Origin of the sequence: Neobacillus niacini, from assembly GCF_031456445.1 — a bacterium.
Classification (GTDB): domain Bacteria; phylum Bacillota; class Bacilli; order Bacillales; family Cytobacillaceae; genus Neobacillus; species Neobacillus niacini_I.
On sequence record NZ_JAVDUQ010000024.1, the window covers coordinates 15653 to 41569 of the forward strand.

General features: G+C 40.9%; 18 protein-coding genes and 2 pseudogenes. 3 read left to right on the forward strand and 17 right to left on the reverse strand.

Going from position 1 to position 25917, the window contains the following annotated elements; genetic code table 11:
• Window positions 1-633: 633 nt before the first annotated feature.
• The 3 genes and pseudogenes from J2Y67_RS18010 to J2Y67_RS18020 all read right to left on the reverse strand — a co-directional run bounded on the left by J2Y67_RS18010 (window position 634) and on the right by J2Y67_RS18020 (window position 6259).
• Entirely contained in the window at window positions 634-4044 is a 3411-nt protein-coding gene (locus tag J2Y67_RS18010) for a S8 family peptidase (protein ID WP_310176231.1), read from the reverse strand.
• 153 nt (window positions 4045-4197) lie between these two features.
• A pseudogene (locus tag J2Y67_RS18015) lies at window positions 4198-5039 on the reverse strand (aldo/keto reductase).
• A gap of 14 nt (window positions 5040-5053) precedes the next feature.
• Window positions 5054-6259 carry an MFS transporter gene (locus tag J2Y67_RS18020; protein ID WP_310176232.1) on the reverse strand — a complete coding sequence of 402 codons (1206 nt, stop codon included), beginning with the start codon at window positions 6257-6259 and terminating at the stop codon, window positions 5054-5056.
• A gap of 180 nt (window positions 6260-6439) precedes the next feature.
• Here J2Y67_RS18020 and J2Y67_RS18025 point away from each other — a divergent pair, with 180 nt between their 5' ends.
• Window positions 6440-6808: a winged helix-turn-helix transcriptional regulator gene (locus J2Y67_RS18025; protein ID WP_310176233.1), complete on the forward strand. Its 369-nt coding sequence runs from the start codon at window positions 6440-6442 to the stop codon at window positions 6806-6808.
• Window positions 6809-6858: 50 nt separating this feature from the next.
• Here the strand turns inward: J2Y67_RS18025 and J2Y67_RS18030 are convergent, their stop codons facing one another.
• Window positions 6859-7794: a helix-turn-helix transcriptional regulator gene (locus J2Y67_RS18030; protein ID WP_310176234.1), complete on the reverse strand. Its 936-nt coding sequence runs from the start codon at window positions 7792-7794 to the stop codon at window positions 6859-6861.
• A gap of 140 nt (window positions 7795-7934) precedes the next feature.
• Here J2Y67_RS18030 and modA point away from each other — a divergent pair, with 140 nt between their 5' ends.
• Window positions 7935-8726: a molybdate ABC transporter substrate-binding protein gene (gene modA, locus J2Y67_RS18035; RefSeq protein ID WP_310176235.1), complete on the forward strand. Its 792-nt coding sequence runs from the start codon at window positions 7935-7937 to the stop codon at window positions 8724-8726.
• Between the two features lie 42 nt (window positions 8727-8768).
• Here the strand turns inward: modA and J2Y67_RS18040 are convergent, their stop codons facing one another.
• Both J2Y67_RS18040 and J2Y67_RS18045 read right to left on the reverse strand, forming a co-directional pair.
• The gene (locus J2Y67_RS18040; RefSeq protein ID WP_310176236.1) at window positions 8769-10037 is read right to left on the reverse strand and encodes an MFS transporter; all 1269 of its coding nucleotides are present in this window, start codon (window positions 10035-10037) and stop codon (window positions 8769-8771) included.
• 228 nt (window positions 10038-10265) lie between these two features.
• A complete protein-coding gene (locus J2Y67_RS18045) occupies window positions 10266-10754 on the reverse strand; it encodes a nucleoside deaminase (protein WP_396954100.1) in 489 nt (162 codons plus the stop codon).
• 169 nt (window positions 10755-10923) lie between these two features.
• On the opposite strand from J2Y67_RS18045, the gene J2Y67_RS18050 reads away from it, so the two are divergent.
• On the forward strand, window positions 10924-11526 hold the full coding sequence (locus J2Y67_RS18050; RefSeq protein WP_310176237.1) for a DedA family protein: 603 nt from the start codon (window positions 10924-10926) through the stop codon (window positions 11524-11526).
• A 24-nt stretch (window positions 11527-11550) separates the two neighbouring features.
• On the opposite strand, the gene J2Y67_RS18055 is transcribed toward J2Y67_RS18050, so the two are convergent.
• The 11 genes and pseudogenes from J2Y67_RS18055 to J2Y67_RS18105 all read right to left on the reverse strand — a co-directional run bounded on the left by J2Y67_RS18055 (window position 11551) and on the right by J2Y67_RS18105 (window position 25826).
• Window positions 11551-12540 carry a LacI family DNA-binding transcriptional regulator gene (locus tag J2Y67_RS18055; protein WP_310176238.1) on the reverse strand — a complete coding sequence of 330 codons (990 nt, stop codon included), beginning with the start codon at window positions 12538-12540 and terminating at the stop codon, window positions 11551-11553.
• A gap of 12 nt (window positions 12541-12552) precedes the next feature.
• Window positions 12553-13602: an aldose epimerase family protein gene (locus J2Y67_RS18060; RefSeq protein ID WP_310176239.1), complete on the reverse strand. Its 1050-nt coding sequence runs from the start codon at window positions 13600-13602 to the stop codon at window positions 12553-12555.
• 18 nt (window positions 13603-13620) lie between these two features.
• Window positions 13621-15096, reverse strand: a complete 1476-nt coding sequence (gene galT / locus J2Y67_RS18065) for a UDP-glucose--hexose-1-phosphate uridylyltransferase (RefSeq protein WP_310176240.1) — start codon at window positions 15094-15096, stop codon at window positions 13621-13623.
• Between the two features lie 91 nt (window positions 15097-15187).
• A complete protein-coding gene (galE, locus tag J2Y67_RS18070) occupies window positions 15188-16177 on the reverse strand; it encodes a UDP-glucose 4-epimerase GalE (RefSeq protein ID WP_310176241.1) in 990 nt (329 codons plus the stop codon).
• Window positions 16174-17355, reverse strand: coding sequence for a galactokinase (locus tag J2Y67_RS18075; protein WP_310176242.1), 1182 nt, complete (start codon window positions 17353-17355; stop codon window positions 16174-16176). The genes galE and J2Y67_RS18075 overlap by 4 nt, the downstream gene beginning before the upstream one ends.
• A 546-nt stretch (window positions 17356-17901) precedes the next feature.
• Window positions 17902-18333: pseudogene (locus J2Y67_RS18080) on the reverse strand (DMT family transporter); the annotation flags it as partial.
• A gap of 73 nt (window positions 18334-18406) precedes the next feature.
• The gene (locus J2Y67_RS18085; RefSeq protein ID WP_310176243.1) at window positions 18407-20155 is read right to left on the reverse strand and encodes a sigma 54-interacting transcriptional regulator; all 1749 of its coding nucleotides are present in this window, start codon (window positions 20153-20155) and stop codon (window positions 18407-18409) included.
• 211 nt (window positions 20156-20366) lie between these two features.
• Complete coding sequence (locus J2Y67_RS18090) at window positions 20367-20861, reverse strand: prolyl-tRNA synthetase associated domain-containing protein (RefSeq protein WP_310176244.1); 495 nt, start codon at window positions 20859-20861, stop codon at window positions 20367-20369.
• Window positions 20862-20960: 99 nt separating this feature from the next.
• Window positions 20961-22568: an APC family permease gene (locus J2Y67_RS18095; RefSeq protein ID WP_310176245.1), complete on the reverse strand. Its 1608-nt coding sequence runs from the start codon at window positions 22566-22568 to the stop codon at window positions 20961-20963.
• A 385-nt stretch (window positions 22569-22953) separates the two neighbouring features.
• On the reverse strand, window positions 22954-23976 hold the full coding sequence (locus J2Y67_RS18100) for an ornithine cyclodeaminase family protein (RefSeq protein WP_310176246.1): 1023 nt from the start codon (window positions 23974-23976) through the stop codon (window positions 22954-22956).
• Between the two features lie 608 nt (window positions 23977-24584).
• Window positions 24585-25826, reverse strand: a complete 1242-nt coding sequence (locus J2Y67_RS18105; RefSeq protein WP_310176247.1) for a Zn-dependent hydrolase — start codon at window positions 25824-25826, stop codon at window positions 24585-24587.
• Window positions 25827-25917 lie beyond the last annotated feature (91 nt).

Here is a 25917-nt window from a genome sequence, read left to right on the forward strand (position 1 = left end):
AGGTTCTATGCGACCGAATCAAGGGAAGAATCTCGTCCACGGTAGTGTAGCCGGGCTCTATGCGACTGAATCAGGGAAAGAATCTCGTCCACGGTAGCGCAGCTGGGTTCTATACGACCCAATCAGGGGAAGAGTCCCGTCCACGGTAGTGTAGCCGGGCTCTATGCGACTGAATCAGGGAAAGAATCTCGTCCACGGTAGCGTAGCTGGGTTCTATGCGACCCAATCAGGGGAAGAGTCCCGCCACGGTAGCGCAGCCGGGTTCTATGCGACCCAATCAGGGGAAGGGTTCCGCCCACGGTAGCGTAGCTGGGTTCTATGCGACCCAATCAGGGGAAGAGTCCCGCCACGGTAGCGCAGCCGGGTTCTATGCGACCGAATCAGGGGAAGGGTTCCGCCCACGGTAGCGTAGCTGGGTTCTATGCGACCGAATCAAGAGAAGAGTCCCGTCCACGGTAGTGTAGCCGGGTTCTATGCGACCGAATCCAGAAAAGAATCCCGTCTTCGGTAGCCTATATAAATTCTTTTAATGACAGGCACCACGTGAAGAACTGCAAAATACAGCACCCAACAAAAAAAGGCGGTTCGTTGAGCACTTGTGCACTCAGGTAACCGCCTTACTCTGTACTTCCGTTATTTTGTTACTTTGATCGTATATGGCTTGATTGTTGCGTTGCCATTTACATCCCTAACCTTGATATAGTATTTTCCTTTTTTGAGATGAACGCGCATGACTTCCGATTGCCCTTGCGCATAATAATCTGCATAGGCAACTCTTTTGCCTTTTTGGTAAAGGGAGATTACCCCATCAATCTCAGGACCGCCCGAAACCGAAATGTATCCATTCCATTTGTCCTTTACATTTAACACATACCAGTCCTCGTCGCCATATCCGACACCACTGTTTAAATTACCAGTAGCCATCAGCGTATGGGAGCTTGTCTTTTTCAAGGCAAGCGGCTTGGAAGGAATATTGTTCTTTACTTTCGATTTTGCGTCTTCGTCCTTTGCTGGAACTGGGGTAATCGATAAATTATACGGTACCAATGAAATTTGTGAAGAACTAGCTGTGAGCCCAATAATCACCACGATATAGTTGCTGCCCTTTTCCACTTTAAAGGAGCCGTAATTATTGGGTGCCCCCTCAAACAGTCCTTTCGCCATGACGCTGGCCATTTCTGCATCTGCCTCATCAATTTTCCGATTCTTATTGACATCCTTGTAAACAATCGCAGCTCCGTAAATTTGTGAGAAAAGCTCTTTTGGATATTTTTTCTGCAAAGCAGCACTAGGTTTTCCGCTCTCAAATAGCAGACTGTAAATACTTGATTTTTTCCCTGTCAAATAAAACATATCAACATCATTTGGTGTCGCAAAATTCCCATGAATCGTCGAGGGCGGAAGATTTTTTGGAACTGTATCATTGTCCTCATACTGATCTCCGGCATTCGTAATGATTAACTTCGATGATAATTGATACGGATCAAAGGAAGTACCTCCTCCTGTCATTGGATTCCCCATAAAGTGGATAAGATAGGTTTCATTCTCTTTCAATCCAGCAAAAATGTTATTGGTTAATTCTCCTGAAAACCAGCTCGCATCATTCATATTGGATCCTACTAAATTAAAATCAACGATGTCTTTACCATTTTCATCCTTTCCGTTAAGCACATGCACAATTTCTATATAGGGCTTCCTTAAAAGTCCTTTAGGCAGACTTAATTGATAAATCCCCGTTTTAGACGGCTTAATCTGATACCAATCCTCATCATCCGGCGTTTGCAAATAACCAACAAGTGTTTTACCGGCAGGCGAAGAAACGGCGCCATCTAAAATCGATTGATAATAATCAGAAAGAGAGCCATCCGGATTCGTATTACTGCTATGGTCTTCATCCGGCGGAATCACCTTTCCTTGAATTTTAACGGTATAGGGCTCAAGTGATGATTGCGCTTCCTCACTCGACTTGTCAACAAGAACCATCCCTTTATCATCTGCAAATTCCAGCATTGGCTTGCTCGAAACCTTGACTAAATATTCTGTATTAGGCTGAGCAGGGAACGTCAACGTTTCCCCTTCACCCATTCCTTTACTATCTGCGGCTGCAAGTGGCGGGAGCTGATCAAGCGGTACATTACTATCCTTGCCGTTTTCATCCTTTTTTTCCGTATCTCCGTTCACCGCAGACAGACTATAGACTTGAATATTTGTATCAATCCCCGGAATCCCAGACAGCTCTACTTTCGCAGCATTCTCATTTTTCGTCTTAAGAAAAAAGTAATCATCATCCCCATTTTCCCCCATTAACCTTTGCTGTGCGGATGTAAAGGGCAATGATGTTACCGCTATTGGGGCGTCCGATGTCGACTCGTCAGCAGGCATTTCAGCAGAGCGTTTAATGGAAAGATGATAGGTTGACTGTTTTGCTGATGAATCGTCATAATTTCCATTGATATCATTCACACCAATTGCCATCATTCCGGAAAAAGGAACCTGGATTAGTTTCCCTTCTGTTTTTCCTGCTTGTACCTTGTTTACATCAATCGAAAGGCTCTGGTCCTCTCCATAAACGCGAAGGGTCATTTTATAATCAAATTGTTTTGCCCCCGCAAGCGCCGTTTGGATATACTCACCCTTTTGAACAGGAAACTGGTACCACTTTTGCTGCCGTGGTTTCATTAACGATCCTGTTACTTCCTTTGTTCTTTTCACTGTAAGCGCCGTTGCATTTTGCAAAATTTCCTTCTTCGTCCATGCGGTGCTTACAAAAGAAGGAAGTTTTTTAATATCATATTTCAATGCTGCAACGGGATTGACGAGACCCTTTCCGTATGTAACGTCGTATCCTTTCGCTCCTAAATCGTTGGCTGTATGCTCAAGAATATATTCAACCTGAGCTGGTTTTAATTTCGGGTACTTGGATATAAGCAAGGAGGCTACCCCCGCCACCATGGGTGAAGCCATGGATGTTCCGCTCAAAGTTCGAAAGGTTGATTTTTTCTCATAATCATAGAATGGGGCATAAATATCCTCCCCTGGTGCGACGATGTCCATCGATGGACCATAGGACGAGAAATAACTTAAATGCTTCGATTTATTGATAGAGCCGACCCCAATGACACCTTCGTAGCTTGCCGGATAATTCGGAGCAGAAGTCCCATCATTTCCGGAAGCTGCAACAATGGTTACCCCTTTTTGAATCGCAGTTTTAACCGCATCTCCTAAAATAGAAGAGGGAATGGGCGAACCAAGACTCATATTAATCAATTTTGCACCGTGGTTTGCTGCGTATAGAACTGCCTGAGCAATCGTATAGTCCGTAATAAAACCATCACGATCAAAAACATCGATCGGCAGTATTTTTACATTCGGATTGATTCCATAACCGCCAATGCCATTTCCTTTTGCTGCAGCAATAATACCTGTCACATGGGTGCCGTGCTGGTCAGGGGCTCCATGATTCATTGGATTAATTTCATTTACGGCTGGAAGCACTTTTCCTTTTAGTTCTGGATGGTTCCCGTCAATTCCTGTATCAATGATGGCAATCGTTACTTTACTTTTCCCCGCTAGTTTTTGGGCTTCGGTGATATTTAACATCGATAGATAGTATTCATCCTTTTCCTTCGGATCTGAAGGTACCGAAAATGGTTTATAGAGGACACTTCTTTCCACCGAAAGAACCTTGCTATTTTTTTGAAATGCTTGGGTTACCTTTTGAAGATTGTCCTTTTTTAGCAGCTTGACCACCATGTATCCCAGCTTTTCCACATTTTGAACGACAATATAATCTTTGTTTGCCCCTGTTACTTCACCGAGCAAAAGTGGCTGCTTATACTTGATGATGAGAGTATCTTCGCTAAATAATGGAGTCTTGTTTTCCTCAAGCCTTTGCTTTAGTGATGCTGTTTTCTGTTGAATCAATGCCTTTGATGTACTTAACTTGCTTGCTGCCGATACATTGACAGTGGTAGTCATAAGTGTCGATGTCACTAGTGTTGCGCCAATTCCAATTGCACTAAGTTTTCGCCAAACTGACTTCATGGATCTCCCTCTTTTCTATGAAACTAGCAATATCATACCATATGTTTCCAAAATATAAGTATTTTGTTTTAGGTAAATTTCCACTCTTTTTCGACAAACATAGGGGGCAAAAAAAGAGACATCAGGTCTTAAACCCTGATATCCCTATGCTTTTTAAAAATCAATATGATCCGGATCTGGTCCAACTCGATGATTTTGATTCAACTGGTCAATCCTCCCCATCTCTTCTTTCGTCAACATAAAATCAAAAACCGAGGCGTTTTCGACGATACGATACTCTTTCGTAGATTTCGGAATCGTCACAACCCCATTTTGCAAGTCCCAGCTCAAAATGACTTGTGCAGCTGATTTATTATACTTTGAGGCAATTTCTTTCAGTACAGGGTTATCAAGCAATTGTCCCTGCATCAGCGGCGACCAAGCCTCCAGCTGTATATCATGCTCCCGGCAAAATGCTTGAAGTGTTTTTGGGTTAGGCGAGGATGGTATTCAACCTGGTTTACCACTGGTTTGATTTCTGCGTCTTTCATTAAAGCCTCAAGATGGTGGATTTGAAAATTACTCACCCCTATTGCTTTAACCCTTCCCTCTTTATAAAGAGTTTCTAATGCTCTCCAAGCCTCTTTATATTTCCCATCAACAGGCCAGTGAATGAGATATAGATCCAAGTACTCTAAACCTAGTTTCTGCAGGCTTGTTTCATAGGCTGCTAGAGTGGATTCATATCCTAAGTCGGAGTTCCAAACCTTTGAGGTTACAAATAATTCTTCTCTAGCAATTCCAGCCTCTTCTAGTCCTTTACGAATCCCCTTTCCGACTCCTTCTTCATTTCCGTAAATCGCAGCTGTATCGACACTGCGATAACCATGTTTTATCGCAGTTCTAACCGCATGGACCAGCTCAGGACCTTCTTCTACTTTAAATACGCCAAGGCCAAACCAAGGCATTTTGACACCGTTATTTAATAGTGTTGTATCTTGTAAGTTTTTCATCATTATCCTCCTCATTTTTAAGAAATCTTTTGTAAAACGATTTTTTCATCCTTCCGTTCTAAAGCAAGACTCCAACCTGTTAGCATAACAGCACCTAAAACCATTAATGCACCTGCCTCGGCTGTATGAATCAATCCAATCGAATCGGTAATGACACCGCCCAAATAAGACCCAATTGCTATTCCAGCGTTAAATGCGGCAATATTGATTGCAGAAGCGATATCTACCGCACTCGGTACAAAACGCTCAGCCAACATCACAACATATACCTGTAATCCTGGAACATTCATGAAGGCTAATACCCCCATAAATATAATCGTGATTAAGCCGGCGACTTTATATGGAGCCGTAAAGGTTAAAACGAAAAGCACAATAGCTTGTAGAATAAACATATAGAATAAGGCTGAAATCGGCTTTCGGTTGGCTGCTTTTCCGCCAATCACATTACCAATTGCAATCGCGAGTCCATATACGAGTAAAATCACCGCTACAGACCCTTGTTTAAATCCTGTAATTTCTTGAAGTAAGGGCGATAGATAGGTAAAGACTACAAACGTACCGCCATACCCTAAAGCGGTAATAATGAATAGAAGTAATAACCGGCCATTGGTAACAAGTTTCAACTGGTCACGGAATGTGGTCTTGATTCCTTTTGGCATATCAGCAGGTATTAACAGACTGTTAGCAATGAAAGCAATCACCCCAACCGCGACAATTGCCATAAAGGCGAATCTCCAGCCAAATTGCTGACCAATAAAGGTTCCGAACGGAACACCTGTCACAGTAGCGACGGTGAGCCCTGTAAACATAATCGAAATTGCACTTGCCCGGCGATTTTCCGGTACTAGATTCGCTGCAATGGTGGAGCCAATTGACATAAATACACCATGTGAAAACGCAGAAACAACACGGGCCACAAGCAAAATCTCTACCACGGTTGCACTTGCAGCAATACTATTTCCGATAATAAAAATAATCATGATCCAAAGCAATAATGATTTTCGCGACATTCTCGATGTCAACGAGGTTAGAATCGGTGCTCCAAAGGTCACTCCCAATGCATATAACGAAACGGTTAATCCTGCAGTTGTAACGGATATTTTTAAATCCTTCGCGATAAGTGGCAGCAATCCGACACTGATAAATTCTGTAGTTCCAATTGCAAACGCACTGACAGCTAAAGCGATTAGAGCAAAAGTACTTCTTTTTTTATCTAAAGCCATTTTTTCTCCTCCTTATTAATTTAGTTGTTTCTGGCAAACTATATAAATGTATGGTTTTTATCGGTCGGCAAATGTTATTATGAGATATAGATGACATAAAGAAAAGTACGCACTTTAAAGTGATATAAGCACCTAAAAGTAACATAGGTACTTTTTAGTTCCTATAGGAAGGGAGAAAAAATGCAGAAGAAATACAATATTTCAGTTGAAGCAACGCTTGAAGTAATCGGCGGTAAATGGAAGTGTGTGATTCTTTGCCATCTGACTCATGGAAAAAAACGGACTAGTGAGTTAAAACGTCTAATGCCAAACATTACGCAGAAAATGCTTACTCAACAATTACGAGAATTGGAAGAAGACGGGGTTGTGAAGCGAATTGTCCATAACCAGGTCCCTCCTAAAGTAGAGTATGAGCTTAGTGAATATGGATGGAGTTTAAAGGGCATTTTAGACTCTCTTTGTGCATGGGGAGAAAAACATATTACCAAAGTATACGGGGATAAATTTGCCGTCTTGGAAGAAAACATATTAAATGATCATTTGAAATAATAGGTAGAAAAAAGAAGGCAGTTGAAAAAGAATTTTCAGCTGCCTTCTTTTTAATAGGTTTCATAGATAATTTTTCCTGTCTGGGTGGTATCATAATCTCCCAAAGAGTTAATTTCCTTTTTAAATTGCCTAGAGGATAAAATCCCTTTTATCGTAGTAATCAGTTGTTCTGTTTCCAAAGTTTTTAGAATCACCAGATCATAACGTTCTGTAATTAAGGGAATAAAATCGATTCCAACGATCTTGGCTGCTTTTTCGATTCCGACTCCTACATCAGCCGCCCCTGAAGAAATAACGGATGCAACACTTAAATGGTTTGACTCTTCACGCTCATAGCCATTAATATCTCGTGGTGAAATTTGGTTGAGCCGAAGTTGCTCATCAAGAAGAATCCTTGCTCCCGACCCTTTTTCCCGATTAACCATTTTTATATGATTCTGTTTTAGGTCTGTCCAAGAAGTAATATTTTGAGGGTTTCCCTTTTTCACATAAAAACCAGCTTTTCTTGAGAGAAGGTTGAGTAAAATATAAGGATAGCCTACTAAAATTTTCTTTATGTATGGGAGATTATATTCTCCTGTATCCCCATCAAAAAGATGCAAACTCACAATATCACCTTCGCCATTGTACATGGAGATAAGACTGTTCAAACTTCCTGTATAAGAACGGAGCGGCTTATAGGAAGAATTCCCCTCAATATGTTTACCGAGAATATCCAAAACCATGTCCTGCCCGCTAATAATAATATTGTTGGAATCCTTTGTATCGTTTCTGTGAAGGTCGACAACAGGTGCTTTTATATTTGTCCTTTGATTGGTTTTTTGATTGTTAATATAATGGTCAAGGTCTACTGCATCAATTCTCATTTGCCGTCCCACACGAAAAGCAGGTAGTTCCCCTTTTTTCACAAGGTCATAAAGCGTTAATTTCGATACTTTTAATAGCTGTGATACTTCTTCAATCGTATAGGATAGCTCCTTCGACATTTGCATCTCCTCCATCTATATTTTAACTTACTGTTTGAAGAAAAAAAATGAAGCATGTGATATTTCTTATACTATTTTTCGTTATAACCAATTATAATTAGTTATAAATGGTTATATCTAGTTATAAGGGGAGATGAATGATGAAGAAACAATATCTTTTATTTTTATCGATGATGCTGTTATTACTGGGAGTGGCTGGGTGTTCAACGAATGAGCAGATGAAAAAATCGGATGATAAGAAAAAAGTAGAAATAACGGTTTCAGCCGCAGCAAGTTTACAAAATGCCTTAAACGATATTAAGACCGATTTTGAAAAAGAACATCCTAATGTCGTCATAAATTATAATTTTGGTGCTTCAGGAGCCCTTCAACAACAAATTTCACAAGGAGCACCTGTTGATCTCTTCTTCTCCGCAGCAGAGGATAAATTTGATCAATTGGTACAGGACGGCTTAATTGAAAAAACAAGCGGAACAAATTTAGTTGGAAATGACTTGGTACTAGTGGTTCCAAAGAATTCAAATAAAGGAATCCAATCATTCAAAGACCTCATTAATGCCGATAAAATATCCATTGGTACACCTGAATCTGTACCGGCAGGGCAGTATGCCAAGGAGACACTAGAACATTTAAATATCTGGAAAGTAGTTGAAGGAAAAGCGGTTTATGCGAAGGATGTCCGTCAAGTACTTACATATGTGGAAACGAACAATGTGGATGCAGGGATTGTCTATAAAACAGATGCACTGATTTCTCCGAAAGTTAAGATTGTGGCAACCGCAAAGGAAAATACTCATGGACCAATTATTTATCCTGTAGGAATGATTAAAAAAAGTTCCCATCCAAAAGAAGCGCAGCTCTTTTTCGACTATCTTCAAAGTCCATCATCAATGAAGATTTTAGAAAAGTACGGGTTTAAAGGGCTTCATTAGAAAAGAGGAAGCAATTTTGCTTCCTCTTTTTTAAATAATAACCTATACTCTTACTTCGCTCGTTTGCTTAGCTTCCTGCCGCTGCTCTTTGATTAAAACTCCACCAATCAAGCCTAACAATGTGAAAATTACAGGAATGATAAAACCGTATTGGTAGCCAACACTGGCTTCTGAGGTATGGAAATAGTCTAAAACCTTCCCAAAAATACTTGGTAGCAAGACTGCACTTAAAAATCCACCCGTATTAGCGAAGCCTGATACGACTCCAACCTCTTTGATTGGAAACGATTTTCGGACAACCGCAAAGGTTAAAGAGCTTGCCCCGTTTCCATATCCAATCATAAAGAAAAGAAGCATTAACATATAGAATGGTGGTTTACCATTAAATAAAAGAAATGCAGCCCAGCTTATAAAAATAATTACATGAACAACCATATAGGGACGTTTGATGGAACCAATACGATTGGAAATCCATGTGGTCAACGGTGCCCCGATAATTGCCCCAATCAGACCAATCATGATGAACTGGCTGGCATGCGACCGCGTCAATCCATAGACATGCATCCCATATGGTACGGCCCATGAACCGATAAATCCTACATACGTACCGACAGCTCCAAAATGGCAAAGGAAGGTCGCCCAGGCTTGCCGTGTCGAGAAAATCCTGCGTAACAATTGAAGTGGATTTTCCTGTCTTTTCACCATTTTAACCTTTGGTGCTTCGTTCTTAAAAATCTGTTTTGGCTTTTTAACCAGTACGAAATATAGAAGAAATGCACAAAGACATAGAATAATACCAATAACCAAAAAGGGCGGGCGCCAACCAAATAAAGAAATCCATGATGAAAATGGAACGGTCGCCAGCAAAAATCCCATACTTCCCGCGACACCTGCCAGTCCCAGCAGTCCGACAAATTCTTTTACTTTGAACCATTGACTTAAAATTAATACAAGGTTCACCCAAATGGTCGCATCCCCCATGCCCACTAATAATCGGGAAAGAACAAGGATTGCTCCATTGGGGGCAAGACTATAAATCACTGTTCCTATCGCATTCAGCAATGCACCGATAATAAGAAAAAAATTGGGACCAAACCGATCTGACAAGATACCAATCGGAATTTGCAATCCGGCATAGGCCAAAAATTGAATACTTGTCATTAACCCAATGGTGGATGCAGTTAAATTAAAATCCTTCATTAATTGGTCCGTAATTAACCCCGGTGCTGTTCTTTGGCTGACAATTAAAAAATACGTAAACAATACCGAGGCAAAAACAACCCAACGGTATTTGCTATTTTGTTTATTCAATGGTCTCTTCTCCTGCTCGTTTTTTCTTCCTCATATTATACTCTATATTTATTTCGAATATGGAAATTTCCACTCATGGAGGCGTTTACACTTCAAAAAAAGTTTTTTCCATAAAAAAAAGGAAATACCGGAAAGATAATTTCCCTGTACTTCCTTTTAAAATTAAAGAACAGTCCACCCCTAAAGGCAAAATCAGCCTTTTGTCGACGAACGGTGCCTGTCACTCTTTTAATAGTGGGTTTTAGCGGATGTGTGCTGCCATGCTTGGAAGGGTTGCTGGTAGTTTTGGGTGAGGATTTGGGTCATTGGAATGGTGCGCTGATTCTTAGGCAGACAAAGTTGTTCATAAATAAATTGATCATTAAAGCCAATTTGTGCTGCATCCTCTGAGGTATTTGCATAATAAACGGCTTTTAATTTCGACCAATAAATGGCACCCAAGCACATTGGACATGGCTTGCAGTTTGTATAAATCTCACAATCCGTCAGTTTATAGCTGTTCAAGTGTAAACAGGCGGCACGGATGGCTTGAACTTCAGCATGGGCTGTCGGATCTTTTCCTGCTACCACTTGATTCCGTCCCGTGCTAATAACCGTTCCATTTTTGACAATAACGGCACCGAACGGGCCCCCGCTATTGGTCAGCACATTGTTAAGAGCAATATCTACTGCAGCTTTTATAAATAGGTTGTCGATCGTTATCCCCCCTGATTCCAATAAAACAATATAAGTAATAAAGCTGGTTTTTATTCACTCCTAGTATATTGCCTATAGGGGTGTATGATTCCCCATTTCTTCCCCCCCTCGACAATTTGCATATCCCAATCCATTTTAGGAAAAATACATGAGTGAGGGCTTTAATAAATCTAACTGGAAGTGTAAAAACATGCATCAACTAAGTTATCTGATTGCTCATTTCGGCTACATGGGAATCATTATCGCCCTAATTGGCGGCATTATTGGACTGCCAATTCCAGATGAGGTTCTTCTTACCTATGTGGGTTATAACGTTTTTCAAGGCAATATGAGCTTCATCCCATCCCTTTTTTGTGCGGCAATTGGCGCTTGCGGCGGGATTTCCTTAAGCTTTCTCCTGGGAGTCAAATTAGGGGTGCCCTTTTTAAATAAGTATGGCCCCAAGCTCCACATAACTGAAGCACGTGTAAATCGGACGAAAAAATTATTTGTAAAAATGGGGCCCTTCCTCTTATTTATCGGATTTTTCATTCCCGGGATTCGCCATATTACCGCCTATCTCGCCGGGATTAATAGCTATTCTTATAAAAAATTCGCCTTATTTGCCTATTCCGGGGCACTGATTTGGTGCTTTAGCTTTATCACATTGGGAAGGGTACTTGGGGAAAACTGGACGGAGGTTGGCGCCTATTTTTCAAGGTACAGTATCTTTTTAATCATCCTTTTCATCCTTCTCACCATTATTTTTTATACGTATAGGCGAAAAAGAAGAGTTGGACTAAGAACTCCTTGAAATTTGTTTCAAGGAGTTCCCCTATTAGAAACTGCTATTCCGCAGAATCAGCTTTGTGGCAATCATGATTTTTTTCGCCATTTTTCTGCCTTCTATTCTTTCTAAAAGCGTATCAACGGCTGTTTCTCCCATTAGTTCGGTATAAACCTTCACCGTGCTCAAGGATGGAAAAACATATTTTGCGAGGCTGATATCGTTCACGCCAATGATGTTTACCCGTTCCGGTACCGAGATTCCTTCCTCTAACAGTGCCCGAAGCGCACCGACGGCAATCGAATCATTTGCGGCAAAAAAGGCCGTCGGCAATTGCTCCCCATTTTCGTGAATCGCCTTTTTCATCAGCATATGACCATCCTGAACGGAAAAGCTGCCATTGTACATATAGGCTTCATTTAGCAGCCCTTTTTCAGACAAATAGTGCTTAAAGGTAGTTTCCCTCGGGTCTTCAATCATCGAAGTTTTATCTTTAAACACTTCCCTGCCGCCAATAAAACCAATCTTTTCATGACCTTTTTTAATCAGATGGCTGAGTACTTTTTTTGTTGCCTTTTCAAAGTCAATCACAATCGAATCAAATTGCTCCTCATCCGGAGAGTAATCGACAAAAACAATATTTTTGGTAATCGCACTCAAGTCTTTTACCTGTTTGCTGCTGAACTTGCCTATCGCGATCAAGCCTCGCAAATCATCCTGCTTCAAATCCTCGATATTGTCCTGAAAGTAGGCTGCCATTTGGAGATTATGATGGCGGCAGCGATTTTCTACCCCTAATCGAATCGACATATAATACAAATCTTCCAGCTCTTCTTTTTCCGTATACCACTGGAGAAGTGCGATTTTTCCGGATTCCTGCTTTCGTGCCGGCAGTTTTTTATAAGAGAGCTCTTCCGCTGCTTCAAAAATTCTTTTTTTCGTCTCATCACTGACCGACAGGGTGGTGTCATAATTCAATACGCGGGAAACCGTCGCGATTGATACGCCAGCTAATTGGGCAATATCCTTAATGGTAGCCATATTTAAAACTCCTTACTGATTAACAAAGAAACGGTATGTTGTTTTCCCAAAGTATACTTCTTCTGGATTTAAAATGATAGATGGAAACTCTGGATGATGAATCGCATCAGGAAAACCTTGTGTTTCCAAGCAAACCCCTAAATAATTCCGAGCCGGAACACCAGAAATCGAATAGGGACCTTCTAAAGAGTTTCCAGTATAGAGGACGACACATGGCTGATCTGTCGTTACTTCAAGCGTACGCCCACTTCCTTCATCTTTTAGCAAGATGCTGTTTTCGCCATTTTTCGAAAAAATCAGCGGGTGGTCGTAGCCATTTCCAACTAGAACATTTTGTTCATACGTTGAATTCATCCCATCCCGAAGCTTTCTGCCTTGGCTAAAATCAAATGGAGTTCCTTCCGCCTCGATCCATTTACCGGTTGGAATTAAATCCGGTCCCAATTCTAAAAAGCGATCGCTTTCTAGCTGGAGGATATGTTCGGCAATATCCCGTTTTAAATGACCGCTCAAATTAAAATAAGAATGATTTGTTAAATTGACCAGTGTTTTTTGATCCGTTCTCGCTTCAAACGTAATTTGTAATTCATTATCCTTTGTTAAAAGATACGTAACTGCCGTCTCTAAATTCCCTGGATAGCCTTCTTCACCATCCGGACTATGATAAAAAAACTTCACTCCGGCTGCCTGTTCCTTTTCCAGCTTTTTAGCCTGCCAAAGACATGAATTAAAGCCTTTTTGTCCGCCGTGAAGATGGTTGGCTCCCTCATTTTTTTCCAAAATAAATTCTTTTCCGTCCAATTCAAACCGGGCATCTTTGATTCGGCCTACCACCCGGCCGCAGGCGGCGCCAAAATACGGAGACCACTCTACGTAATCATTGAAGTTGTCAAATCCGAGCACCACATTTTCCATTTTTCCGTTCCTGTCCGGGACCATGATCTTCGTAATCACACAACCGAAATTTAGGCAAGAGACAGACATGCCTGAATCGGTGACCATTGTATATTCGACTACCTGCCGACTTTCAAATTCGCCGAATAATTGCTCTGTTATTTTCATCGATGATTGCTCCTCAGTTTATAATGTCGTAATAAAGCGTTTAAACCCGGCAGTTCCCGCTTCATTTCTCTTAAATACACCAGCATCCTCAAGTACCCGTAAAAACTTCTTGCCCACTTCTTCTTTTACGAATAAAACAGCATTCATTTCGTTGGAAAAACGTGCTTTTAACTGCTCAACCCACTCTAAATGGTAGTCCGCAACCACGGCTGATTGCCCTTGGATGAACGTTTCAACCTCTTCGAGTTCATCCTTTAATCGCGCCGGCAAAACGGCAAGCCCCATCACTTCAATCAATCCAATGTTTTCCTTCTTAATATGATGAACATCGTGATGTGGGTGGAAGATTCCCAGCGGATGCTCCTCACTCGTCCGGTTGTTCCGAAGAACCAAATCCAGTTCGAAAAATTCACCCTTTTTACGGGCAATCGGGGTAATGGTATTATGCGGCGTTCCGTCCGTGGCCGCGAGGATTCCAATCGAAACATCACAATAGCTTTTCCATTTGGTTAAAATATGTGCAGCGGCTTCCACAAGCGTATCTTTTTGTTCCGAACGCAGGCGAATCACCGACATCGGCCATTTCACCACAGAACCTTGAACCGTCGGAAATCCATCCATAGTAAAGGTCCAGTCGGATTCGGCTTTCGCCATCGCAAATTCGTAGTTGCCGCCCTGGTAATGGTCATGGGATAAAATCGAGCCGCCAACAATCGGCAGATCGGCATTTGAGCCAAGAAAATAATGAGGGAATTGCTCTACAAATGTTAAAATCCGCAAGAAGGTTCCCTGGCTTATTTTCATGTCTGTATGCATTTCAGACAAAACAATGCAATGCTCATTGTAGTACACATAGGGCGAGTACTGTAAATACCAATTTTGCTCCAAAAGATTCACACGGACCATCCGGTGGTTGGAGCGGGCGGGGTGGCCAATTCTTCCGGCATAGCCTTCGTTCTCAATACAAAGCAGGCATTTCGGGTAATCGTTCTTTTTCACTGCCCGCTCTAGCGCAATACTCTTCGGGTCTTTTTCCGGCTTTGATAAATTAATGGTTATATCTAATTCACCATATTCGGTAGCTGCTTTATACTCGATATTTTTGGAGATTCGTTTCATTTGGATATAGTTACTGTTTTTACTTAAGTTATAAAAATACTGGGTTGCTGTTTGTGGACTTTGTTTATATTTTTCATAAAATAACTGATTCACCGTTGACGGTCTTGCCATCAAACAGTTCATCACCTTACTTGAAAAAATTTCTTTTTCATCAAAAAGGTCCTCAATGATTCCTTGCCCGCAAGCATATTCGACAATCTGGTCAAGTAAATCGGGGATGGACGGGTTTGATTCTGTCAATGGCTCAGGTTCCTTAAACTCGGGTAATTGCAGCAGGGACAAGATTTGATTTCGGGCATAGATCTCATCTTCCTGCTGTATTAATTGGGCCGCAAGCGCTTGGTCCAGTAATAGCTGGAGAACTTGTTCAATCATTATTTTCACCTCTATTTTTGAAAAATGTGCATGAATTCTTTTTAGTCTTGATAGCCATTCGGGTATCGGTAAAATGGGTCGCGAATCCTTTTTACTTTTGATAGCCATTCGGGTGATGCTGATGCCAATTCCATGCATCACGGATGATTTCACTGATGGATGTTCTTGTTGGATTCCAGCCCAATACCTTCTTCGCTTTTTCCGAAGAAGCGATGAGAGTGCTCGGGTCTCCAGAACGGCGTTCGCCCGTAACAACAGGAAGATCAATACCCGTTACCTCTTTGGCAGTCTCAATCATTTCTTTTACCGAAAATCCTTGGCTACTGCCAAGATTGAACACATCGCTCTCCCCGCCATTTTGCAAATATTTAAGAGCTAGCAAGTGAGCAGCAATTAAATCCTCGACATGAATATAATCGCGGACACAGGTTCCATCTGCTGTGTCATAATCCTCGCCAAATACGGTTACGGCAGGTCTTTTTCCGAGGGCCGCTTCCAAAACAACGGGGATTAAATGTGTTTCCGGGTTATGGTCCTCGCCAATCTGCCCGTCCCCTCTAGCCCCGGCCACGTTAAAGTAGCGAAGTGAGACATACTTAAGATCAAAAGCCTTTTCACACCACGACATCATTTTTTCCATCGTCAACTTTGTTTCACCGTACGTATTGGATGGGACCGTGGCCGCCTCCTCTACTATAGGCATAATCGTCTGTTCGCCATAAACGGCAGCTGTTGATGAAAAGACAATGTGTTTCACCGCGAATTCCTTCATCATTTCAAGCACGATTTGTGTACCATACACATTGTTATCAAAGTATTTTAACGGCTCCGCCATCGACTCGCCTACTATAGAGTTCGCGGCAAAATGGAGAATGCCCTCAATGCTTTCTTTTTCAAAAACCGACCGCATAAACTCACGGTCGCGAATATCTCCTTCGTAAAAGTTTGCTTTTGGATGGACTGCATCCCGGTGTCCTGTTTGCAAATTATCGATTACCACGACTTGAAAATTTTGGTCAATTAACTGATATACGCCATGCGAACCAATATAGCCCGCCCCTCCTAAAACAAGAATGCTCATCTTACCGCCTCCAATTCTACTTCTTTTGCTCCGTCCCCAATACTTGCTACGTAGAAATCCGCATCATAGCCAATTTTTTCGCGATAGGCTACCCCGACATTGGCAATAAAGTTCTCTACTTCTTCATTTGCGACAATCGCAATCGCGCAGCCGCCAAAGCCGGCTCCTGTCATCCGTGCTCCTAGGACCCCTTGATGTTTCCAGGCAGCTTCTACTAAGCTATCAAGCTCGATTCCAGTTACCTCATAGTCATCCCGTAATGATAGGTGAGATTGGTTCATTAATTGACCGAAGGCCACTAGATTTCCAGCTTTTAATTCTTGAAGTGCCTTTATTGTTCTCACATTTTCATAGACCGCATGTTTCGCCCGTTTGCGAACAGTTTCGTTGGTGATGAGGGATTGATTAGCATCAAACTCTTCTTCTGAAAGCTGTCCAAGTGCTTTGATTGGCAGCTTTTGCTGCAGCTGTGGTAAGGCCTCTTCACATTCACCTCTGCGCTCATTGTATTTGGAATCCGCTAACTCGCGGCGCTTGTTCGTGTTCATGATTAAGATTTTGTGGTTTTCAAGTTTGATAGGCGCGTATGCATAGCTTAGTGTCTGGCAATCTAGTAAAATCCCGGCATCTTGTTTACCCATTCCGATTGCAAATTGGTCCATGATTCCGCTGTTGACCCCGATGAATTGATTTTCAACCTGTTTTCCAAGCTTGATTAACTCTAGGCGTGAAATCTCTAATTGATATAACCCGTTCACAAGAACCCCGGTCAAAAGTTCAATCGATGCTGATGAGGATAGCCCGGCACCATTTGGGATGTTTCCTTGGATGACGCATTCAAAGCCTGTCGGAATTGGGTATCCCGCTTCGATCATATAGCGAATCATCCCTTTTGGATAATTAGCCCAGTTATCTTTTTTTACGTAATCAAGCTGTTTCAAGTCAAATTCGATGATGCCTTTGTCCGGGAAGTTTGCTGAGTACAAACGGACCAGCTGGTCTTCACGCTTTCTTGCGACCGCATAGGTGCCATAGGTAATCGCGCAGGGAAATACATGACCGCCGTTATAATCGGTGTGCTCGCCGATTAAATTGATTCTTCCCGGGGCAAAAAATGCTTTTTCGGGTTCTGTTTGAAACAAATCTATGAATGTAGTTTTTATTGTCGTGATGTTCATTTCAGTATCCTCCATTTTCTAGGAATCTGTTACTTAGTTTTATTTTACAGCTTTTAGTAAAATTTTCGCAATTGTTTTACTAAAATTTTTACTAAAATTCAATAAAAAAGAACGGGTGGTTAGTCCGTTCTTTCGAGAGGGTATTGGGGTTTGGTTTATTGGCGACAATTTGGCTTGGCTTTTCGCCGATTTTGTCGCTTATCCTGGCTGTTGGGAACACTTTTACTCTAGTTCACGCCGATTTTGTCGCCTATCGGGCTTATTGGCGACACTTTTACTCTAGTTCAACCCAATTTTGTCGCCTATCGGGCTTATTGGCGACACTTTTACTCTAGTTCAACCCGATTTTGTCGCCTATCGGGCTTATTGGCGACACTTTTACTCTAGTTCACGCCAATTTTGTCCGTCTATCGGGCTTATTGGCGACACTTTTACTCTAGTTCGCATCAATCTTGTCGCCTATCGGGCTTATTGGCAACACTTTTACTCTAGTTCACACCGATTTTGTCACCTATCGGGCTTATTGGCGACACTTTTACTCTAGTTCACGCCAATTTTGTCATCTATCGGGCTTATTAGGGACACTTTTACAATCTTTTTTAAAGTAAGGGGTTCTTTTAAAACGAATCGAGCAAATATCACAATAAAGGCTGGCGTTGCCGAAGTGATAAGAGAGCCGGTATGGGCATCCGAAAGCTTCATTCCAATAAACTGGAAGGAAATCAAAGCAAAATATCCAATAAATCCAATCCAACCTATAATCAGCCAATCTTTCTTATCCATTTTGGCATGAACTTTTGTTTTCCTTTGAACGATATTTAAAATGGCATACAAAACAACAAATCCAATCGCATACCGTAACCAAACCAGAGTGATAGGGGGGATAAATTGGAGTACATACTTACTCACAACATACATGCCGCCCCAAATACTGGCTGCTAAAGATAAATATACTGCTCCTAATATTGAATTTTTCATTATTTATTCCCCTCTGCCTAATTGAATGAAATTCTAAAAAATCTTTAGGCGGACAGTTTTAACCTTGGAATGCTCATTTAAGGTTATACTTTTTTAAACGGTAATGTAGGCGTTGTCTACTCATACCTAAATCTTCTGCTGCTTTGGCAACATTTCCATTGTTCCGTTTAAGGGCATCAATAATGTTTTCTTTTTCCTCTCTTTTAATTTCACCTAAAATATTCGTATGAATCGTCTCATTGGCAATATCCATTTTGGTTTCGCTATTCATTTTGAAGGAATTCCTTAAATATTGAGGTATATGTTCGAACCGAATAAAAGTTTCATCAAACGAAATCAAGTTCATGGCACTTTCAAGACAATGCTTTAATTGTCGAATGTTCCCGGGCCACTGATAAGTGCGAAACATATGCAAAACCTGAGGATGAACTCCCTTAACATTTTTGTTCATTAAGTGATTATAGGACTGAATAAAAAATCCAATAAGAAGATCTAAATCGTCTAAACGGTCTCGAAGGGGCGGAATAGGTAAATAAATGACTGCCAAACGATAAAACAAATCACTTCGCAATTGTCCCTTTTCGACAGCTTCTATCGGTTCTATATTGCAACTACTAATAATTCGTACATCAACAGAAGTTTCTTGATTACCACCCAATCTCATAATCTTTTTTTCTTGCAACACTCTAAGCAATTTACTTTGTAAGGTTAGCGACATGGAGTTGATTTCATCTAAAAACAATGTTCCTCCATTGGCTTGTTCAAATAACCCCTTTCGGTCAATGGCCCCCGTAAAAACACCTTTGGTAGTTCCAAAAAGGATTCCTTCTAAAAGATTTTCCGGGATAGCTGCACAGTTTATTGCCAAAAATGGGCCTTTTGTTCGTTTACTAGCCATATGAATACTTTGGGCAAACATTTCTTTACCAGTTCCTGTTTCCCCAAAAAGGAACACTGGTGATTCACTCTGGGCAGCGGTTCTTCCTAATTTGATACTCTCTAAAATTTGCGCACTCTCACCTAAAATATCATCAAAAGTAAAATAATGGTTTTTCTTCGAATAGTTTGATTTACTTTGCTCTTGTTTGGACAATCCTATTTGTAAGATTTTATCAGCAATTTCTTTGAATTTTATAAAGTCCTTGGTAATTGCGGCCGCACCAATAATCCTTCCCTCAAAATATAAAGGTACAGCGCTGGCAACGATACTTACGTATTTTCCATTGCGAGTCACATAATTTTGAAATCTGTCTAAAATCGGTTTGCCGTCATGAAGTGCTTTTAAAACCAAAGAAGAACCTTCTGTTAAGTCATAAATATCCGTCCAGTGTTTACCAATAATGTCTTCTGATTGATAACCGTCCAATTTTTCTTGTGCAGGGTTGATAAAACGTACATATCCATTTTCATCAGCAAAGTGTATTCCCTCGTCAATGGAATTGAGTACAGTTTCGTACATTTCATTCAACCACTTTATTTCTTTATATTCATGAGTAAGTTTTATATCAATAGTAGTTTCTGATACAAGAAGGATTTCTAACTGGTTATTCCCTTCCATCATTCCCTTTTTCCTTACGACAACCTCTTTTTTCATGGATGGAATTTGGTATTGCACAAATTCATGGTCATTCATTTTTAGTCCAGGCATCAATTCTTCAATTGACAAACCTATAATTTCTTTCTCGAATAGTCCTGTTATCGTTTCCAATCTATGATTGCATTTTTCAATCTTCCCTTGACTGTTTATAACAGCAATTCCATCTTGAACATTTTGGAAAAGAAGATCGAACAAATGATGATAAATTGAATCTTTTTTGTTCATTATCGGGTCACTCCTTATATGTAAACAACTTTAATTTTAGTTATGGTAACGTTATTGATTATATTATCATTGTTTACAACAAAAAAAAGAATCTCGAAAATGTCAAGGGAGAATTCATCATATTTTCTAAAAGGAAAGTCCCGAAAATATCGGGACTTTGTTAAACATAGGAACCAACAGGTAAGCTATTTTAATCAAAACTATTTAAAAACTAAAATTGTACATATGAAATAGGATTTTTTGTCCAATCAAGAAACCTTAAAAAGTCTCGAACGGAAAGGTTTAGAGTGGCCGTATTCACATTCGGATGAAAATTGATTGTGTCTTTATCAAGCAGCTCACTGTCTAACAATACATGCACTTGCTTCTCCGTGTCATTAAGCAATCCAAAAGGACTGACTGCCCCAGGATAAACGCCCAAATGATTATTCAATCTTTCTGACGAAGCCAAACTCAGAGGAGTGCTGTTGATACGCTGAGATAAACCTTTTAAGTCTACATACTTGGCATCGGATACAATCACAAGATAGTGCTTGTCTCCTTTTCGATTTCTTAGAAACAAGTTTTTACAATGTTCCCCGGGAATAGGAGTATCCAAATTACGTATTTCTTCAACAGTAAATACAGGTCCATGTTCATAGCGTTTGAAGAAAATATTAAGCTGTTCTAGCACATCATATACCTTTTGTTCCTGCTCGGATTTCATATTGTTCTTTCCCCCCCTGAACGATGTGTTTATATAAAAATACTCAAAGTTATCTCATGTTGGTGAGCAAATCTAACAAAAACATCAGATTTATAAACCTTATCGCGCATTATAGGTTGGTTCAGCTGTTTCTACTTCTACTTCATCTTCATCATCATCGAACACTGCTTTTGGTAAACCGGTTCTTCCTCCCCAGTAATACGAAATTAAAGCTATGATAGCAATTGCGATTTGATCCCATGGACTTTTAAGAATTTTGGTGCCCCCAAAAGTGCCTAGATACGAGATAACGATAATGGCCGAATAATAGAAAACAATCCACCAAGAAGATTTTATTTGTTGTGCAAAACTCACTGTTTTTGTAGGTACAGAGTTCTTAAAGAATAGATAAATTACAAACATAACCAATTGCGATCCCAGCAACCAAGAGTTAACGCTCCATCCTCCCCAATAGACCATAAGTGAAGCGATAATAAAGGAAAGGGGTCCGACTACACTCATACCTTTTAAGTAAAACGGCCTTTGTAAATCCGGCGCATTTAACCGTAATGCATAGGCTGAAACCGGGGCTAGTGCGTAGGTTAGGACAAGTGCATTCGAAACAACGGCGATCATTGCATCCCATGATGGGAACGGCAATGTCCAGAAGATGGATAGTATTAACGAAAGCCAAAGCGCCGGACGTGGTATACCGGATTTCTCATCCACTTTTCCAAAAATCTTAAAAAAGGTACCACTCCGTGTCCAACCAAAAACAAGACGAGATGTCGTATTGAAATAAACATTGCCTGCTCCGCTGGGAGATATAACAGCATCCGTAACGATCATGATGGTAAGCCATCCTAATCCAAGTGCCACAGCAATATCTTTATAAGGGAGCAAGAATTGGCTGCCCACTGTCGCCCATCCGCCAGCCAACATATTCGTTGGAATACTTCCAATGAACGCGAGCTGAAGAAGCACATAGACGATGGCTGATAAAACGACAGATAGAATTAAAGCTATGGGTACCGTACGTTGTGGATTTTTAGCTTCACTGGCGACGGTTACAATTGGATGAAGCCCTAAATAGGCAAAAATAACTCCCCCAGTTGATATAGCGCTTTCAATTCCGGAAAAACCGAATGGAGAGAAACCATGAATATGGAAATTGGCTGATTTCAAATTTAAGAGTAAAATGATAATAGTCAGCACTGGAACGACAAACTTAATAATGGTGATGAAAATGTTTGATTTCGCAAACGTTTTGACACTCCAGTAATTAAGCAGGAAGAATGTCAAAATCAATATAAATTGCACAACCCAGCCTAATAAAGAAGGTGAGCCTGATGAACCCGGTTGGTCTAATGCGGGCCACCAAGAGGAAGCATATTGACGTGCCGCTTCGACTTCAATCGCAACAAGGCTTGAATACGCGATTAAGGAAGCGAAACCCATTAGATACCCAATTAAAGGACCGTGCGAATAAACTGGATAACGAACGATACCACCAGCCCGGGGAATGGCACCACCGAGTTCAGCGTACACAAGGCCGAGTAAAAGGATAGCAAAACCAGCGATAATCCACGAATAAATACCAGCGGGCCCCGCCATTGAAGCTACACGACTCCCTGCAAAAAGCCATCCTGAACCAAACATAGCCCCAAACCCTATAAATACAAGATCTCCCAAAGACAAATTCTTTTTAAATTTTCCATGTCCCGACATAATGTACCCCCTCTAAATAATTTGCAAATAATAAAAATCTTCAGAAAACTTTAAAGAGAATATGTTGTACAACTATCCAACTGAAAATCCAACCCAATTCCCTAAGTCTAAGCGTAAATACTAGAAGCCATTTCTCCATCCATATGTGCTGCAAACATCGCTAAATACACCAGCTAAAAGATAACTGGAACCGCAGCTGCTCCAGTAACATGAATGACAACCACATGGCATGGTCATGTATATCTTTTTTGAGGATTTGAGTTTCTATTCCTCTGATGGGGAATAGAAACTCTGCAACTATTCAAAACCCCTTGAAAACAAACAGATTCAAAATCTCAATGATAGGCTGCATACGGGTAAAACCGCGAAAATTAGTAAGCGTTTTCTATAATGTCAACTTAACTCCCACGTTGTTCGCTAATGCCTGGTTAAAGATTTCTCTCCCTACGACTACGTCACATACGGCCATTCCGATATTGCTGCACACGATCAATTCTTCTTTCGATTCTCTGCCTTTTTTAACTCCGGCAATGATTTCGCCTGTTTCACATACAATCTTTGGCAATCCATCCGGGAAATACCCCATCTGGTCAAATAATTCATGCTCTTCGATACTGTCAACGATGTATTTATCGGCTCTTTTCGATGTAACCGGATCCAAAAACGTATTCATATCGCAAGGGATAATGGTTTGACCCCTCGATACCCATTCATCTTTAATCACGGCAAGTGGTTCTTTTAAGATAACAGTGGCAGAACTTAACACTTCACAGCTTTTGGTGACCTCTTCCGGATTTTTCCCTTTCACAATCTCCACACTGATTTTAGGTTGAACCTCTTGGATCAATCGATCCATGGCCTCTTCTCTCACATCATAAATATAGATCTTTTTAAGTTTCTTTAACGTGTGTCCGATATATTTCACATGCTCAATCCCCTGAATCCCACATCCGAACATGCCAAAGGTTTCAGCATCCGGGTGTAATGCCTCAGCGGCTAAGGAGGTAACGGCAGGAGTTCTCATGGCCGTAATCCAGGCGGAATCCATTAAGGCGATCGGACAACCGGAAGATACATCGTTTAAGATCAGCAATCCCGTCGTTTGTGGTAATTGAAATTTGCTTGGATTATTAGGATAACACTCGATCCATTTCGCTCCTACGGCTTGTTTCGATGGCACATAGGCGGGCATCGCATGAAAAAAGACTTCCGGAAAAGGGTGCACACCAATTTTGGCAGGCATTTCGTATTCTTTCTTCCCATGGGCAATCAAAGCATCTTTCGTTAAATTCAGAATTTCTTTTTCCGATAGTCCAATGCCTAGCACTTCTTTTTGAGATAAATAAAGCATTTCCTTCCCAATCTCGAGGGATTCTGAGATCCAATTGTGATCCGAAGTAAAGTTCATTTTTATATCTCCTCTCATGTTGTTATCACCCTTGATGCTTTTATTAGGGGTTCCCCTGCACCGGGTTTCTTTATTATCTAATGCAACTTTCATGCCAACACACGAATCATAGATGAAAAGCAACGTTAATCTTGATTGTGAAGGGGGAGTAATATTGTTTTACAAGGATTCAAAAAATTTTGATAAAGCGATGAATAGGATTTTAAATCTAAAAAACATGTTAAAAAGTTTATTTTCCTTTATTACAAATTGGACATTTTAGACATTTTGGACATTTATCAGACATTTTAGACAAGCGTTCAAGGTGTTTTTGAAGATAGGCTTCAGGTTACAGTGTAATCAATATATTGTAACGCCCCACATATTAACGCCCAGTAGGCATATGAAAAAGCACCTCCTTAAATTGATACGTTTATAGTACCAGGAGGTGCTGCTCTTTTTATATGCGTTGTTTGAATACGGGCTGACAGCTGTCACAATGATAACAGCGCTTTCCATAAACTAAACTCCCCCATGATGTATACTTTAAAAGTTAGTCAACCATTCAAAGTACATGCATGATAGAGCTTACTTCTACCCTTCAGATATAAGAAATTAAATCTTGGGTTTTACAGTGAATTTAATGATAACAGTGCAAGCGTCGTATCTAATAGAATGTTTACACCTTTTTCACATTCTTCCCATGTGGTCAGTTCTTCCTCACAATGACTTTTTCCGTTTTTGCTTGGCACGAACAGCATCGCAGTTGGAACGAGGCTTGCGATGAATTGGGCATCATGTCCAGCACCGCTCACCATTCGCTTATTGGAAAAGCCCAGCGACTGGGCGGATTGCTCCAGATGATTCACGACTTCTTCATCAAACCAAACCGTGTCGCGTTCCCACAGCTTCGTTACTTTTATATCACAGCCTTCATTTAAGCCTAAGTTTGGTAAACTTTGGACAAAGTCTTTAAAGGTGCTGACAATCTCCGTATCCTTGTGGCGTGCTTCCAATGAAAAGACTACCTTATTCGGAATGACGGTATGAATACTTGGATAAACATTTACCCGCCCTATTGTAAATACCAAGTCCTCATCCAATGAACCTAAACGGCTGCGTATTTCATTTATTAAATTGTTTGTAGCAAATAAGGCATCTTTTCTCATGTTCATTGGGGTGGTTCCGGCATGATCGGACTCACCAGTTACCTCGATTTCGAAGCAGGCCATTCCGACAACACATTCAACGACACCAATGGAGAGCGCTTCTTTTTCAAGGATTGGTCCTTGTTCGATATGCAATTCTAAAAGTGCAGTGGCTTCTTTCAAACGGTTTGCCTCATCACCAACATACCCAATTTCGTTTAATGCATCCCCAAAAGTAATGCCGTCACTATCTTTCTTTTGTAACATAGCAGCTTTGTCAAATTTGCCGGCAATGACCCCGGAAGCCATCATCGAAGGTTCAAATCTTGCCCCCTCTTCATTTGTCCAGTTCACAATTGTAATCGGAACTTTTGGCTTTACGCCATTTTCCACGAGGGATCTGACTACTTCTAATCCGGCCACAACCCCCAGCACTCCGTCAAAACGGCCGCCTTTTTTTACCGTATCCAGATGCGAGCCAATAACGATTGGAGGTTTATTTTCCGTTCCCGCAAGTGTGGCGTACATACAACCCATATCATCCACCTTGACTGTTAAGCCGAGCTCTTCACAGCAGGACTTGAAATAATTCCTAACTAGACGGTCTTGCTCCGATAGGGCGAGGCGAGTGACCCCATTGTTTTCGGTACGGCCAAAATCGGCGAACCGCTCTAACTCCTGGTGAAGTCTTTCTCCATTAACCAATAACTTTTGACGTTGCATGATTAACCACTCCTTTTATAAAGTGAAACTTCAATCAGTGTTAACTTACTACTTTAGCAATGTTGATGTAAGCGTGTTCATTTTTTTTAAT

Bases quoted from the DNA above. Each gene is read 5' to 3' on its own strand.
- galE (WP_310176241.1), bottom strand. From the start codon at position 16,177: ATGAGCATTCTTGTTTTAGGAGGGGCGGGCTATATTGGTTCGCATGGC.
- J2Y67_RS18105 (WP_310176247.1), bottom strand. From the start codon at position 25,826: ATGCAACGTCAAAAGTTATTGGTTAATGGAGAAAGACTTCACCAGGAG.
- J2Y67_RS18095 (WP_310176245.1), bottom strand. From the start codon at position 22,568: ATGTCGGGACATGGAAAATTTAAAAAGAATTTGTCTTTGGGAGATCTT.
- J2Y67_RS18025 (WP_310176233.1), top strand. From the start codon at position 6,440: ATGCAGAAGAAATACAATATTTCAGTTGAAGCAACGCTTGAAGTAATC.
- galT (WP_310176240.1), bottom strand. From the start codon at position 15,096: ATGATTGAACAAGTTCTCCAGCTATTACTGGACCAAGCGCTTGCGGCC.
- modA (WP_310176235.1), top strand. From the start codon at position 7,935: ATGAAGAAACAATATCTTTTATTTTTATCGATGATGCTGTTATTACTG.
- J2Y67_RS18100 (WP_310176246.1), bottom strand. From the start codon at position 23,976: ATGAACTTTACTTCGGATCACAATTGGATCTCAGAATCCCTCGAGATT.
- J2Y67_RS18075 (WP_310176242.1), bottom strand. From the start codon at position 17,355: ATGAACATCACGACAATAAAAACTACATTCATAGATTTGTTTCAAACA.
- J2Y67_RS18085 (WP_310176243.1), bottom strand. From the start codon at position 20,155: ATGAACAAAAAAGATTCAATTTATCATCATTTGTTCGATCTTCTTTTC.
- J2Y67_RS18030 (WP_310176234.1), bottom strand. From the start codon at position 7,794: ATGTCGAAGGAGCTATCCTATACGATTGAAGAAGTATCACAGCTATTA.
- J2Y67_RS18055 (WP_310176238.1), bottom strand. From the start codon at position 12,540: ATGGCTACCATTAAGGATATTGCCCAATTAGCTGGCGTATCAATCGCG.
- J2Y67_RS18090 (WP_310176244.1), bottom strand. From the start codon at position 20,861: ATGAAATCCGAGCAGGAACAAAAGGTATATGATGTGCTAGAACAGCTT.
- J2Y67_RS18010 (WP_310176231.1), bottom strand. From the start codon at position 4,044: ATGAAGTCAGTTTGGCGAAAACTTAGTGCAATTGGAATTGGCGCAACA.
- J2Y67_RS18020 (WP_310176232.1), bottom strand. From the start codon at position 6,259: ATGGCTTTAGATAAAAAAAGAAGTACTTTTGCTCTAATCGCTTTAGCT.
- J2Y67_RS18050 (WP_310176237.1), top strand. From the start codon at position 10,924: ATGCATCAACTAAGTTATCTGATTGCTCATTTCGGCTACATGGGAATC.
- J2Y67_RS18060 (WP_310176239.1), bottom strand. From the start codon at position 13,602: ATGAAAATAACAGAGCAATTATTCGGCGAATTTGAAAGTCGGCAGGTA.